General features: G+C 72.6%; 11 protein-coding genes. 7 read left to right on the top strand and 4 right to left on the bottom strand.

Annotation, left to right across the window (positions count from 1 at the left end):
* The first annotated feature begins 120 nt into the window (after window positions 1-120).
* From CD790_RS22115 to CD790_RS22105, 3 genes are all read left to right on the top strand, one after another.
* Window positions 121-1,371, top strand: coding sequence for a glycosyltransferase family 4 protein (locus CD790_RS22115; protein ID WP_144385034.1), 1,251 nt, complete (start codon window positions 121-123; stop codon window positions 1,369-1,371).
* Window positions 1,368-2,240 carry a hypothetical protein gene (locus CD790_RS22110; protein ID WP_260867771.1) on the top strand — a complete coding sequence of 291 codons (873 nt, stop codon included), beginning with the start codon at window positions 1,368-1,370 and terminating at the stop codon, window positions 2,238-2,240. The genes CD790_RS22115 and CD790_RS22110 overlap by 4 nt, the downstream gene beginning before the upstream one ends.
* 160 nt (window positions 2,241-2,400) lie before the next feature.
* Complete coding sequence (locus CD790_RS22105) at window positions 2,401-3,357, top strand: YafY family protein (RefSeq protein WP_144385033.1); 957 nt, start codon at window positions 2,401-2,403, stop codon at window positions 3,355-3,357.
* A 71-nt stretch (window positions 3,358-3,428) separates the two neighbouring features.
* On the opposite strand, the gene ctaD is transcribed toward CD790_RS22105, so the two are convergent.
* Window positions 3,429-5,111, bottom strand: a complete 1,683-nt coding sequence (gene ctaD / locus CD790_RS22100) for a cytochrome c oxidase subunit I (protein ID WP_144385032.1) — start codon at window positions 5,109-5,111, stop codon at window positions 3,429-3,431.
* A gap of 415 nt (window positions 5,112-5,526) precedes the next feature.
* Here ctaD and CD790_RS22095 point away from each other — a divergent pair, with 415 nt between their 5' ends.
* The gene (locus CD790_RS22095) at window positions 5,527-5,742 is read left to right on the top strand and encodes an I78 family peptidase inhibitor (RefSeq protein ID WP_144385031.1); all 216 of its coding nucleotides are present in this window, start codon (window positions 5,527-5,529) and stop codon (window positions 5,740-5,742) included.
* A 140-nt stretch (window positions 5,743-5,882) separates the two neighbouring features.
* Here CD790_RS22095 and CD790_RS22090 read toward each other — a convergent pair whose 3' ends face one another.
* Together CD790_RS22090 and CD790_RS22085 are read right to left on the bottom strand one after the other, a co-directional pair.
* Window positions 5,883-6,914 (bottom strand): phosphatase PAP2 family protein, encoded by a 1,032-nt coding sequence (locus CD790_RS22090; protein ID WP_186319166.1) that lies wholly within the window; start codon window positions 6,912-6,914, stop codon window positions 5,883-5,885.
* A gap of 404 nt (window positions 6,915-7,318) precedes the next feature.
* Window positions 7,319-8,506, bottom strand: coding sequence for a glycosyltransferase family 39 protein (locus CD790_RS22085; RefSeq protein WP_186319165.1), 1,188 nt, complete (start codon window positions 8,504-8,506; stop codon window positions 7,319-7,321).
* 360 nt (window positions 8,507-8,866) lie between these two features.
* Here CD790_RS22085 and CD790_RS22080 point away from each other — a divergent pair, with 360 nt between their 5' ends.
* Window positions 8,867-10,507, top strand: a complete 1,641-nt coding sequence (locus CD790_RS22080; RefSeq protein ID WP_144385030.1) for an MFS transporter — start codon at window positions 8,867-8,869, stop codon at window positions 10,505-10,507.
* Window positions 10,508-10,686: 179 nt separating this feature from the next.
* Window positions 10,687-11,874 carry an acyl-CoA dehydrogenase family protein gene (locus CD790_RS22075; protein ID WP_144385029.1) on the top strand — a complete coding sequence of 396 codons (1,188 nt, stop codon included), beginning with the start codon at window positions 10,687-10,689 and terminating at the stop codon, window positions 11,872-11,874.
* Window positions 11,875-11,911: 37 nt separating this feature from the next.
* Here the strand turns inward: CD790_RS22075 and CD790_RS22070 are convergent, their stop codons facing one another.
* Window positions 11,912-12,346, bottom strand: a complete 435-nt coding sequence (locus CD790_RS22070; RefSeq protein ID WP_144385028.1) for a cell division protein SepF — start codon at window positions 12,344-12,346, stop codon at window positions 11,912-11,914.
* Window positions 12,347-12,579: 233 nt separating this feature from the next.
* On the opposite strand from CD790_RS22070, the gene CD790_RS22065 reads away from it, so the two are divergent.
* Window positions 12,580-13,926: a DUF5685 family protein gene (locus tag CD790_RS22065; protein ID WP_144385027.1), complete on the top strand. Its 1,347-nt coding sequence runs from the start codon at window positions 12,580-12,582 to the stop codon at window positions 13,924-13,926.
* Window positions 13,927-14,129 lie beyond the last annotated feature (203 nt).

Below are 14,129 nucleotides of genomic sequence, written 5' to 3'. Positions count from 1 at the left end.
TGGCACAAGACGGTGATGGTGACCAACCCCGCGACCCGCGTGACGGTCTCACCCTCTGGTAGGCGGACTCCATCGTGTGTCCGCGGGGAATCGGCGGTAAACGGTGGGACACGGGGACGGATGCACATCTCATTCCTGATTCACAACGCGTACGGGATCGGTGGCACGATCCGGACCACGTACAACCTGGCTCGTACGCTGGCGGAACAGCACGACGTGGAGATCGTCTCGGTCTTCCGCCACCGGGATGAGCCGGTCTTCGACCCAGGCCGTGGGGTGACGCTGCGCCACCTGGTGGACATCCGCAAGAACAGCTCCGGTTACCAGGGCGACCACCCCGACTACACCCGTCCCGCCCAGGTCTTCCCGGCCACCGAGGGGCGCTACAAGCAGTACAGCGCCCTCACCGACCGCGCCATCGGCGCCCATCTGCGGTCGCTGGAGGCGGATGTGGTGGTGGGCACCCGTCCCGGCCTCAACGTGCACATCGCCAAGGAGGCCCGGCGCGGCCCGGCGCGGGTGGGCCAGGAACACCTGACCCTCAGCACCCACTCCGACGCCCTCAAGCGCACGCTGCGCACCGCCTACCCGCGGCTGGACGCGGTCACCACCGTCACCGAGGCGGACGCCCGCACCTACCGCAAGCTCATGCGGCTGCCCGGGGTGCGCGTCGAGGCGGTGCCCAACAGCATTCCGGAGCCGGGGCTGCCGCCCGCCGACGGCAGCGGCAAGTGGGTCATCGCGGCCGGCCGGCTCGCCCCGGTCAAGCGGTACGACCTGCTGATCAAGGCGTTCGCCAAGGTCATCAAGGAGCGGCCGGACTGGCGGCTGCGGATCTACGGCGGCGGCGCCCAGCAGCCCAAGCTGCGCGCCCTCATCGACAAACTCGGCGTCTACAACCACGTCTTCCTGATGGGCCCGGCCAACCCGCTCGACCCCGAGTGGGCCAAGGGCTCCATCGCCGCGGTCACCTCCAGCCTCGAGTCCTTCGGCATGACCATCGTCGAGGCGATGCGCTGCGGTCTGCCCGTGGTCGCCACCGACTGCCCGCACGGACCGGCCGAGATCATCGACGACGGCGTCGACGGCCGGCTGGTGAAGTCCGGCGACGTGGGCGCCATCGCCGGGGCCCTGCTGGACCTGATCAACGACGACGAACTGCGCCGGCGGATGGGGGCCAACGCCCTGGAGCGCTCCGCCCGCTTCGACCCGGCCCGGATCGCGGGGCGTTACGAGTCGCTCTTCGGCGACCTGGTCGCGCGCGGAGGGCTGCGCGGCACCCTGCACCGCACCCGCGGCACCCTGCTGAGCAACGCCTTCGCCACCAAGGACGCCGGCCGCTCGGCGCTGCGGAAGGTGCGTGCCGCGTGACCACCGCCCCGACCACCACCGAGGAGTCCACCATCGCCTCCGTGCCGCTCAGCGTCGACTGCACCGCCGACTCCGCCGGCGGACTGACCTTCGACATCGCCGACTGGCCGGCCGAGGTCACACCGCGCGACGCGGCGCTGCTGCTGCGCCGCCGCGGCAGCGACCCCGCCGACGAGGTGCGGCTGCCGCTGGCGACGGACGGCGCGGGGCGGCCGCGCGCCGTGCTGCCCGCCGCCGACGAACTGCCGGAGGGCCGCTGGGACGCGTACCTGGCCCAGGGCGAGGAGTCGCCGACCCGGCTCGCCCCGGGCCTCAACGATCTGCGCGCGCTCGTCGACCGACAGCCGGCCCCGGGCACCTCCCCGCTGGGCGTGCGCATCCCGTACCCCACCAAGTACGGCAACCTCTCGGTGCGCAGCTGGTCGCGCGCCCCGCACGCCGAGGCCGGGGAGATCGTGGTGGACCAGGCCGGGATGACCGTGCGCGGGCGGCTGCACCGGGTCGCGGACGCCGCCGGCTGGCTGTCCGGCGCGCTGGTCGAGGCCCGTTGCCGCGACGCGGCGGCGCTGGTGCGCACGGTGCCGGTGGAGGCCGGGGACGGGCCCGAGTTCCGGTTCACCCTGGACTACGCCGAGCTGGCCGCCGCCTGGGAGGCCGGCGAGGACGCGTGGGACCTGTGGCTGAGCCCGGGCCCCGACGGCTCGGGGGACCCGGTGCGCATCGCGCGGATCCTGGACGACGTCCCGGACAAGAAGGAGATCTTCACCTACCCGACCCGCACCCTCGCCGCCCCTCACGAGGCGGTCAAGGCCGGTCCGTACTACACCGCCGACAACGATCTGTCGGTGCGGGTGAGCGCGGCGGGCTGAGCGTGACGGACCGACCGCGGCGGCCGGCGGGTCGGCCGCCGCGGTCGGCGTGACGGGCCTCCGGAGGGGTCACGAGGCCGGGGAGAGGGCCGCACCGGCCGCCGCCTGCTCAGCGACTTGAGGACCACAGCTGTCCGCGAGGACTGACAGACTCGGGCCCATGCTGGAAACCTCCGCACGGCTGCTCCGTCTGCTGTCCCTGCTCCAGGCGCATCGGGAATGGTCCGGTCCGGACCTCGCCGAACGGCTCGGGGTCACCCCGCGCACCGTGCGCCGGGACGTCGAGCGACTCCGCGAGCTCGGTTACCCGGTGCACTCCTCGCCGGGCACCGCCGGCGGCTACCAACTGGGCGCCGGCGCCGCCCTGCCGCCGCTGCTGCTGGACGACGAGGAGGCGGTGGCGGTCGCGGTCGGGCTGCGGCAGGCCGCGTACGGCGGGGTCGAGGGCATCGAGGAGACCTCGGTGCGCGCCCTGGCCAAGCTGGAGCAGGTGCTGCCGGACCGACTGCGCCGCCGGGTCGGCGCGCTGACCACCTTCACCGTGCCGATGCGCGGATACGCGGGGCCCACTGTCGACCCGGCCGTCCTCACCGAGCTGGCCGGCGCCTGCCGGGACGGCGAGCGGCTGCGCTTCGCGTACCGCGACCACGACGGCGGCACCAGCCGTCGCACCGTGGAGCCGCACCGGCTGGTCTCCGCCCAGCGCCGCTGGTACCTGGTCGCCTGGGATGTGGACCGCGCCGACTGGCGGACCTTCCGGGCCGATCGCATCACGCCCACCCCACCACACGGCCCGCGCTTCGCGCCCCGGCGGCCGCCCGCCGAGGACCTGGCCGGCTATGTCTCCCGAGGCGTCTCCGTCGCCGCGTACGCGGAGCGGGCCACCGTGCGGCTGCGGGTGTCGGCCGAGACGGCGGCGCGGCACGTCTCCGCCATGGACGGGGTGCTGGAGGCGCTGGACGAGCACAGCTGTCTGCTGCACACCGGCGCGCACCACCTGGACGTCCTCGTGATCCACATCGTGCTGCTCGGCCTCGACTTCGAGGTGGTCGAGCCCGCCGCGCTCGGCGACCGGATCCGCGAGATCAGGGACCGGCTGAGTCGCTCGCTGGGCTAGTACGGCTTCGCGCGGCCCGGGGGCGGGCGCCGGCTCGGTCGCTCGACGCGGACCCGCCGGTCGCCGTCGGCTCAGTCGGTCAGCGCCCTGGGCGGCCGTCGACCCTCTTCCACGGCGCGCGCCACCTCCGGGTGGTGCAGGTCGAAGGCGGGGGACTCGGAGCGGATGCGCGGCAGGGTGACGAAGTTGTGCCGGGGCGGCGGGCAGGAGGTCGCCCACTCCAGCGACCGGCCGTACCCCCAGGGGTCGTCGACATGGACCCGGACCCCGTAGTGCGCGGTCTTCCAGACGTTGTAGAGGAACGGCAGCGTGGACAGGCCGAGCAGGAAGGAGCCGACGGTGGAGACCATGTTGAGCGTGGTGAAGCCGTCGGCGGCCAGGTAGTCCGCGATGCGGCGCGGCATGCCCTGCACGCCCAGCCAGTGGTGCACCAGGAACGTGACGTGGAAGCCCACGAACAGCGTCCAGAAGTGGATCTTCCCCAGTCGCTCGTCGAGCAGCTTCCCGGTGAACTTGGGCCACCAGAAGTAGAAGCCCGCGAACATCGCGAAGACCACCGTGCCGAAGACCACGTAGTGGAAGTGGCCGACGACGAAGTAGGAGTCGGTGACCTGGAAGTCCATCGGAGGCGACGCCAGGACGACCCCGGTCAGCCCGCCGAACAGGAAGCTCACCAGGAAGCCGACCGCCCACAGCATCGGCGTCTCGAAGGAGAGCGAGCCGCTCAGCATGGTGCCGATCCAGTTGAAGAACTTCACCCCGGTCGGCACCGCGATGAGGAACGACAGCAGGGAGAAGTAGGGCAGCAGCACCGCCCCGGTGACGAACATGTGGTGCGCCCAGACCACGATGGAGAGCCCGGTGATGGCCATCGTGGCGGCGATCAGGGTGAGGTAGCCGAAGATCGGCTTGCGGCAGAAGACCGGGATGATCTCCGTGATGATGCCGAAGAACGGCAGCGCGATGATGTAGACCTCGGGATGGCCGAAGAACCAGAACAGGTGCTGCCACAGCAGCGCCCCGCCGCTCTCGGCCTCGAAGACCAGCGCCCCGAACCTCCGGTCCGCCTCCAGGCACAGCAGCGCCGCGGCCAGCACCGGGAAGGCCATGATGATCAGGATCGAGGTGAAGAGCACGTTCCAGGTGAAGATCGGCATCCGGAACATCGTCATGCCCGGGGCGCGCATCCCGAGGATGGTGGTCAGGAAGTTCACCGCGCCGAGGATCGTGCCGAAGCCGGCCAGCGCCAGCCCCATGACCCACATGTCGGCGCCCAGGCCCGGGGAGTGGATCGTGCTGTTCAGCGGGGCGTAGGCGGTCCAGCCGAAGGCCGCGCCCCCGGAGGGCACCATCAGGGCACCCAGGACGATCAGCCCACCGAACAGAAACAGCCAGTACGACAGCATGTTCAGCCGGGGGAAGGCGACGTCCGGGGAGCCGATCTGGAGCGGGACGATCTCGTTGGCGAACCCCGCGAACGCGGGCGTCGCGAACAGCAGCAGCATGACCGTGCCGTGCATGGTGAAGGCCTCGTCGAAGTCCTGCTGCGAGATCAGCTGGAGTCCGGGCCGGGCCAGCTCGGCCCTGACCACCAACGCCAGCACGCCGGCGACCAGGAAGAACCCGAAGGACGTGATCAGATAGAGATGGCCGATCTTCTTGTGGTCGGTGGTGGTGAGCCAGTCCACCAGCAGCCGGCCACGGCGCGGTGCCCGTGCCGGTGCGGCGGTCGGCCGCGCGGTGTCCATCGCCATCCGGGCTCCCTCGCGTCCTCGGCTCCATCTGACGGGCTTGGGCTCACGCCATGATGCGCGCCGCGTCGGGCGGCGTGGGAGAGCGCCCCATCCGGCGGCGGCAAGGCCCTCCGAGTGGCGCAACGCGGGCCCGTCGAGCGCCCGGCCGAGATGTGGCGGAATCGTGTGCGGGCCATGCCGCGGGGCGCGATATCGGCCGGGTCATGGAATTACCCCCGGCGGGCCGCTCACGGGGGTCGCGGATACGAAATTCAGGCAGCGACGAGAGATTTCCGGACGAAGGTCGGACTATCCTCTCCCCGTCAACTCGCGACCGCTATGAGTAACCCGCCTCCAAGCGAACCCGGGCGTGTTTTCTGTGACACAAGTGTGACCGGACTTCCCTCCGTCGGAGGCCCCCGCCTACGGTGGCGACATGGCACCGATACCCCGCCCCGTCCCCGAACCCGACGACCCTGTGGACCGCTATGTCGGCATGGACGCCGAAACCGCCGCGGAGGTTGCCCGCGAGCGGGGCTGGTCCACCGTGCGCGCGGTGCCGCCGGGCGCGCTGCTCACCATGGAGTACCTGTCCGGCCGGCTGAACCTCGAGGTCGCCGACGGCGTCGTGCGGCGCTCCTGGAAGGGCTGAGCGCGGCTCGCCCGGACTCCGCTCCCCGCCACGGCTCGTACGCGAACGGCCCGGACACCCTCTCAAGGGCGTCCGGGCCGTTCGCGTGGCGCGTGGTGCGGGGTGGGGCCGTGCGTACCGCCCCCGCGGCCTGGGGCGGGTCAGCCACCCGCCCCGCGGCCGGTGGCGGGACCCACCGGGGCCGCGGTGCGCGGTACCCGGTCGGAGTGCGGCGGACGGCGGCTGCCGGTCGGGGTGACCGGGGTCCGTTCGGAGCGCGCGGTGTGCGGGCGGGGCGCGTGGTGCGGCCGGCCCTCCGAGGCCCGCGCGGGCCCGCGGCCTCCCACGCTCACCGGCTCGCGGGCCGGCAGCTCGTCGTCCTGGGCGCTGCGCGGCGTGGCCACGGCGCCGACCAGCGGCGACGCGGCGGGTACGGGCGCGGGCACCAGGATGCGACCGCTGGTGACCCGGGTGCGCAGCCAGTGCCAGACCGCCAGCAGCGGCGGTTCGGCGCGGGCCATCGCGGGCTCCAGCCACGGCAGCGCCAGCAGCACCAGCAGCCCCGCGGCCCAGCCGAGCAGCACATCGCTCACCCAGTGGGTGCCGAGGTAGACGGTCGTCATGCCCACACCCAGGGCGAAGATCGCCGCGATGACGGAGGCGACCCTGCGGGCCTGTGGGGTGGTGGCCAGATAGGCCAGCACGCCCCAGGTGACCACGGCGTTGGCGGTGTGACCCGAAGGAAATATATCGCCGCCCAGCCACATCTCGTTGGAGCCGACGGTCGTCGCGTAGTGCGGGCCGAGTCGGCCCATGCCGAGCTTCGCCGCGCCCACGGTGATGTTCAGCAGCAGTAGCGAGGTGCCCAGCGCGAGCAGCGGGCGCAGGGTCCGCTGCCGCCAGCAGCACCAGCCCAGCCAGGCGGCGACCGCGACCGCCGTGGGGCCGCGCTGTCCGAGCACCACGAAGTAGTCCAGGAAGGTGTGGAACTCGGGCCACTGCTTGTACGGCCGGAACAGCATGACCTGCCAGTCGAGCTTCACCAGCCAGGAGGTGGTGAGCACGCCGATCACGGTCGCCGCGTAGACCGCGAGGGTCGACCCGAGCAGCCAGAAGCGGATACGGGTCATACGCGGTCGCGCGAGATCGTTGGGGCGCTCCTCGGTGCGAGGAAGCTTGTCATCGGTACGCACTCAATCGACGTTACATTGCGTGACAGGTGGACTTCGCCGATCACGTCGGTTTGTGATGACGATGTGATGTGGAGTGTGTCTCGTCCAAGGGATTGGAACGAGCCATTCCGCGAAATGCGGGCGACCTCTCAACATTCCCCGGAACGACCTTCCTAAGGTGTGCTCGATGCCGTTTTACGCTTTTCGTGTGATGCGGTTTATCGGGGATTAGGTACGGTGTTCCGCGGAGTTTCCCTGCCGGTCGCCCACTCGTCGGACGACGATCAGGCGGCCGTCGGTTGCACCTCGGGTGGCCGGATCTCGTCGCTGTCGGGCGGTGCCGGAGGCCCCCGGGCGCGCCCGCGCCCCGGCCCGAGGACGACGCGGCGGTGCGACGGTCTCCGGGCTCCTCCGGGCGCCGGACCTCAGGGGGGACCGGAACCGTGCAGCCAGAACGCTCCGTACAGCGCCGAGACGAGGCCCAGCGCGCCGAGCAGCAGGCCGGCCCGCACGGGTCTGAGTCGGGCGAGCGCGAGGGCGATCGGCAGCAACAGCGGGAAGGCGGGCAGCAGCAGCCGCGGTTTCGAGCCGAAATAGCCCTTGGCGCTCAGCGCGAGCAGCAGCACCACCCCGCCGTAGACCAGCAGCGGCAACGGCTGGCGCTGTCGCACGCAGGTCACGTACAGCCACAGCAGCAGGGCCACGCCGACCAGCAGGGCGGCCCCGGCGAGGAACGCCGGGCCGGTGAGCTGCTCCCCGATGAAGCCGGCGAAGGCCAGGCCGCCGTCGAAACCGTTGCCCCAGCCGCCCTGGACGTCGAGGTAGCCGGTGACGCTCTCGGTGTGGATCCCCACCCAGGCGACGTAGCCGCACCAGCCGAGCGGGGCGATGGCGAGACCCAGCAGCATCCGGCGCCGCTCGGCGCGGTCGCGCGTTCCGCGCCGGCCCGGCAGCAGCGTGGCCGCCGCGGTCAGCCAGACCGCCGCCACCACCGCCGCGCCCACCGGTCGGGTCAGCCCGGCCAGGGCGGCGAGGACGCCCGCGGTGACCCAGCGCCCGCACAGCACCGCGTACACCCCCCACGCGGCGAGGGCGGTGAAGAGCGACTCCGAATACGCCATCGACTGGACGATGCCGACCGGCAGCGCCGCCCACAGCACGACGAGGGCGGTGCCCGCTCTTCGCCCGTACAGCAGGTCGCCGACGGCGAAGACGCCCCAGGCGGCGACCAACGAGGCGAGGGCGCTCACCAGCAGCCCGGCGTCCGCGTGGCTGAGCGGGGATATCTCCGCCAGCAGCCGCTCCAGCCACGGGAGCAGGGGGAAGAACGCGAGGTCGGAGTGGACCCGGACGTCCGCGCCGGCGGGCACGGAGACCGAGTAGCCATAGCCGTCCGCGGCGATGCGCGCGTACCAGAGGGAGTCCCAGCGGGCGGAGAGCAGCCGGTGCGGGCTCTCGTCCGCCACGGCCGCCCAGATCGCGAGAACCGCCAGACCCAGCAGTCGCGTCCCCGCATACGCCAGCAGCGCCGGGGCGGCCCGGCGCAGCACGGCACCCGACGCGCGCTCGGCGGAGTCGTGCGTCGCTACGAGGGGGCGGGCCAGTTCGGTCACGATCTTGATTATCGGGCATGACCGCACGGGCCCCGGCCGCCTGTGGATAACCGCGGAGGCGGCGGGAGGGTAACGGGGCAAGATCGGCTAACAGCGGCGAGAGGTGTGGTCGGCGTCATTCCGGAGTCCCGGGTGACCTGCGGGAATCGCAGAGCAAAAGGGATGAGTCGCGCGTATGGGATGGCCGGCGGCCGAAGGGGTGGGCGCAAGATGACCTGGGGCACACGGCGCACGCGATGACTCGCGTACTCTGACGTCTCACTCGCCTACGCCACCGGGGTCCCGGAACCACGCGCTCACGCCGTGCACCCGATGTCCGCCCTGGCTCCTCGGCCGCGAGCAACACAGGGAGGTGCGCAGATGTCCGGGACGACCACGGCCGGCGAACGGCGGTCGGCGGGCGTTTCCCGGCAGGGTCGCGGGATCCGCGCGGGCGGCAACCGATGGTTCGTGCTGGTCGTTCTCTGTGTGAGCCTGCTGCTCGTCGCCGTCGACGGCACCGTGCTGCACGTCGCCGTCCCGGCCGTCAGCGAGGATCTGCGGCCCGGCGCGATCGAGCTGTTGTGGATCGTCGACGTCTACCCCCTGGTCTGCGCCTCCCTGCTGATCCTCTTCGGCACGCTCGGCGACCGGGTCGGTCGCCGGCGCATCCTGCTGTTGGGGTACGCGCTCTTCGGCGGCGCCTCCGCGCTGGCCGCCACCGCCGACTCCCCACAGGTCCTCATCGTGGCCCGCGCGCTGCTCGGCGTCGGCGGTGCCATGATCATGCCAGCCACGCTGTCGATCCTGCGACAGGCTTTTCCCGACCGGCGCGAGCGTGCGCTGGCCATCGGCATCTGGAGCGCGGTCGCCGGCATCGGCGCCGCCGGCGGGCCGCTGGTCGGCGGCTTCCTGCTGGAGCACTTCTGGTGGGGTTCGGTCTTCCTGATCAACCTCCCGCTGATGGCGGTCGCCCTGCCCGTCGGCCGCTTGGTGCTCCCGGAGTCCACCGGTGACCGGGACGGCCCCTGGGACGTCGTCGGCGCGCTGCTGGCCGCCTTCGGTCTCTTCGGGGTCGTCCTCGGCGTGAAGCGGCTGGGCGGCGGCAAGGAACTGCTGGAGACCGGCACCCTGGGCTCGCTCCTCGTCGGCGGACTGCTGCTGACCCTGTTCGTCCGCCGCCAGCGGCGGCGCACGCACCCGCTGGTGGACCTCAGCCTCTTCGCCCGGCCCGCCTTCGGGATCTCGGTCGGCTGCATCGTCGTCACCCTGCTCGCCCTGGTGGGCCTGGAGCTCATAGCGGCCCAGTACCTCCAGCTCGTGCTCGGCCTCACCCCGCTGGAGACCGGGCTGCGGCTGCTGCCGCTGACCTTCGCCGCGATGGCGGCCGGGCTGCTCGGCTCCCGGATGCTGCAACGGCTCGGCCCGCGCGCCATGGTCGTCTGCGGGTTCCTGCTCACCGCCGTCGCCGTGCTCTCGCTCACCCGGATGGGCGAGGACGACCGGCCCGTGATGCTCATCGGCAGCTTCGTGGTCCTCGGCTTCGGCCTCCAGATGACGCTCTTCGCGTCGTACGAGTCCATGCTCAGCGAGGCCCCCGCCAAGGCCGCGGGCGGCGCGGCGGCCATCGGCGAGACCTCCTACCAGCTCGGCGCGGGCATCGGCATCGCGTTCCTGGGCAGTGTGATGAACGCCGCCTACGCGCCCCGTGTCGCCGATGTCGCGGGTGTCCCCAGCGCCGACGGCGCCATCTCCGGGCAGTCGCTCGGCCGGGCCTACGAGGTCGCCGACCGGCTCGGCGGCGAGACCGGCGTCGCCCTGCGCATCGCGGCCCGCGAGGCGTTCGTGCACGGTCTGCGCGTCGCCCTCGTCGTCAGCGCGGCCCTGCTCGCCCTCGGCGCCGTGGCGGCGCTCCGGCTGCCGCGGGTCATGGAGTGCGGCACGACCGCCCCCGGCGGGTCCCCCGACGGCGAGGCCCCCTCCTCGTGCGACCGGGCCGCGGTGGCGGCGGAGTCCAACTGACGCCACCCCGCGACCCGTGGCCGGCGTGCCGACCGGTGTGGTGTCGGTCCCTGCCGTAAGGCGGGTCTGGACGTCGGGGGTTACCCGGTCGTAGCGTCGGGGTGCCGGGGTGATCACCCGGGGAACCGGGGCGGGACGCGCACCCGGTGACGGGAGCCGCACCCAGCCGGAGGCCGTACATGTCCGCATCCGCCCTGCCGCCGTTCGACCCGGCCGACCCGCTCGGCCTCGACGACCTGCTGGACGCCGAGGAGCTCGCCGTCCGGGACACCGTGCGGCGGTGGGCCGCCGACCGGGTGCTGCCGCACATCGCGGACTGGTACGAGCGCGGCGAGCTGCCCGACATCCGCGGGCTGGCCCGGGAGCTCGGCTCCATCGGCGCGCTCGGCATGTCGCTCCAGGGATACGGCTGCGCGGGCGCCAGCGCGGTTCAGTACGGGCTGGCCTGCCTGGAGCTGGAGGCGGCCGACTCGGGCATCCGTTCGCTGGTCTCCGTCCAGGGCTCGCTGGCGATGTACGCCATCCACCGCTACGGCTCCGAGGAGCAGAAGCGGCGTTGGCTGCCCTCGATGGCCGCCGGCGAGGTCATCGGCTGCTTCGGGCTGACCGAGCCCGACGTCGGCTCCGACCCGGCCGCCATGCGCACCCACGCCAGGCGGGACGGCTCCGACTGGGTGCTGACCGGCCGCAAGATGTGGATCACCAACGGCTCGGTGGCCGGTGTGGCGGTGGTCTGGGCGCAGACCGACGAGGGCGTCCGCGGCTTCGCCGTGCCCACCGACGCACCCGGCTTCTCGGCCCCGGAGATCCGCCACAAGTGGTCCCTGCGCGCCTCGGTCACCAGTGAGCTGGTGCTGGACGAGGTCCGGCTGCCCGCCGACGCGGTGCTGCCCGGGGTCACCGGGCTGCGCGGGCCGCTGAGCTGCCTGAGCCACGCCCGCTACGGCATCGTCTGGGGCTCGATGGGCGCCGCCCGCGCCAGCTTCGAGGCCGCGCTGGAGTACGCCCGGACCCGTGAGCAGTTCGGCCGTCCCATCGGCGGCTTCCAGCTCACCCAGGCCAAGCTCGCCGACATGGCGGTGGAGCTGCACAAGGGGGTTCTGCTCGCGCACCACCTCGGGCGGCGGATGGACGCCGGCCGGCTCCGTCCGGAGCAGATCAGCTTCGGCAAGCTGAACAACGTGCGCGAGGCGATCGACATCTGCCGCACGGCCCGCACGATCCTGGGGGCCAACGGGATCTCGCTGGAGTACCCGGTGATGCGGCACGCGACCAATCTGGAGTCGGTGCTCACCTACGAGGGCACCGTGGAGATGCACCAGCTGGTGCTCGGCAAGGCGCTCACCGGGCTCGACGCGTTCCGGTGAGCCGGAGTGCCGGGCGGTCCGGTGAGCGGCCTCGCCGCTAGCTCTGGTTGAAGAAGCCGCCGGACCTCCGGCCCGCCTCGCCGCTCACGATGCGGTAGTCCGCGGGGGTGAGCAGGAAGACGCGGGTGGCGACCCGCTCGATCGAGCCGCGCAGACCGAAGGTGAGACCCGCCGCGAAGTCCACCACGCGCTTGGCGTCGGAGGGCTCCATCGCGGTGAGGTTCACGATCACCGGGACGCCGTCCCGGAACAGCTCCCCGATCGTCCGGGCGTCCCGGAAGCCGTCCGGGGTGACCGTGGCGATCCGGGTCCCCTGGTCCTGCGCGGCCTCGTCGGCCACCCGGACCCGCGGGTCGGTCACCCAGGAGTCGCTGGGCTCGGGCCCCTCGGCGTAGTCGTCGTCGTAGTAGCGCTCGTCATCGCTGTCGTCGACGAGGCCAAGCCAAGCACTCGCCTTGCGCACCGATCCCATGGACGCCTCCTTTCACAAACCGTGTGTACTGTCCGCTCCCCTATGGTCGTCCATGATGCGGATGGTGTGCCAAGCGGTTGGCCGCCGCCCCTGTGTTTCGTGACGGTACTGGTGCAGAACGCTTGGCGGCCAGTCAGAGTTCCTCCTGGCTACGGGCACTGACGAGGTGGATGTATAGACTCCGCCGAGCCGGACGGGTGACAACAGGGTCGTCCGAGTGAAACGGGGGAGTCGTGTTCGGAATCGTACGGCCTTGTCAGCACCGCATGTCCGCCGGGCTGCGCACCGAGTGGATGGCGCATCTGTGCGGACTGTGCCTGGCGCTACGGGGAGCACAGGGGCAGTTCGCCCGCGTGGCCACGAACTATGACGGACTGGTCATATCCGTGCTGGTGGAGGCGCAGTCGGAGCGCACCGGCGGCTGGCGACGCACCGCCGGCCCCTGTCCGCTGCGCGGGATGCGCACCGCGCCGGTGGCCCAGGGCGAGGGCGCGCGGCTGGCCGCGACCGTCTCCCTGGTGCTGGCCTCGGCCAAGGTGCGCGACCACGTCGTCGACCGGGACGGGCTGCTGGCCCGCCGACCGGTCGCCGCGGCCGCCCGCAAGGTCGCCCGTAAGTGGGACCTGGCAGGAGCGCGTACCGGTGCCGGACTCGGCTTCGACACCGCCGTGCTGCTCGACGCGGTCGGGCGGCAGACGGAGGTCGAGAGCGCGGCGGGGCTCGGCACGCCGCTGCTGCACATCACCGAGCCCACCGAGACGGCGACCGCGGCCGCCTTTGGTCACACCGCCGTGCTGGCCGGGAAGCCCGGCAACCGCGCGCCCCTGGAGGAGGCGGGCCGCCTCTTCGGGCGCCTCGCCCATCTGCTCGACGCGGTCGAGGACCTCGCCGACGACGCCAAGTCCGGGGCGTGGAACCCGATCGCGGCCACCGGCACCGATCTCGTCGAGGTGCGCCGGCTGTGTGACGACGCGGTGCACGGGGTGCGGTTGGCGCTGCGCGAGGTGGAGTTCGCCGGGGAGGGTGCCGGGAAGCTGGCGCACATGCTGCTCGCGCACGAGCTGCGGCACGCGGTCGACCGGGCCTTCGGCCCCACCTGCTCGCACCAGCACCCCGGCCCCGGCAACCCGTACCAGCAGCAGGGCGGCTACGGGGATCCGTACGCCGGTCAGCAGGGCGGCGCGTACGGGGATCCGTACGCGGCGCAGCAGGGCAATCCGTACGCCGGCGGTCCGTACGGTCAGCAGCCCGGCGGCTACGGCAACCCATACGCCGGCGGTCCCCACGGCGGCGGTCCGCAGGGCCCCGGTGGTCCCTACGGACCGGGCGGTCCGGGCGGGCCCGGTGGGCCGGGGGGTCCCCACGGAGCACCCCACGGGCCGCACGACCCCTACCCCCGCAAGCGCGGCACGATCGCCGGCTGCGCGGTCTGGCTGGGCCTGTTCTGCACCTGCCAGGTGTGCTGCCGGGAGAAGTACGACGACCCGTGGCGCAAGAACAAGAAGCGCGAGGGCTGGTGCCACAACTGCGACTGCGGCTGCGGCGGCTGCGACTGCTGCTGCCCCTGCGACGGCTGCTGACCCCGGCGAGCCCGCGCGCCGGGGTCACCTCCGCCCGACCCCGGCCCGCAGCCGCTCGGTGCTCCCGCCGGTGAGCGGGGAACCGTGACGCGAAAGAGTGGCGAGCCCCACCGGGTCGGTGCTCCGTCCGACGGGGTGACCCGAGGGGATGGGCAGGTGGCCCCGGTGAGCCTGGCGCGGCTCCCCCGGGGCCGTGTCGACGC

This window comes from Streptomyces sp. SAJ15 (assembly GCF_007595705.1).
Classification (GTDB): Bacteria; Actinomycetota; Actinomycetes; order Streptomycetales; family Streptomycetaceae; genus Streptomyces.
The sequence above is the reverse complement of the archived record's forward strand: the minus strand, read 5'-3'. Positions and strand labels throughout refer to the sequence as shown.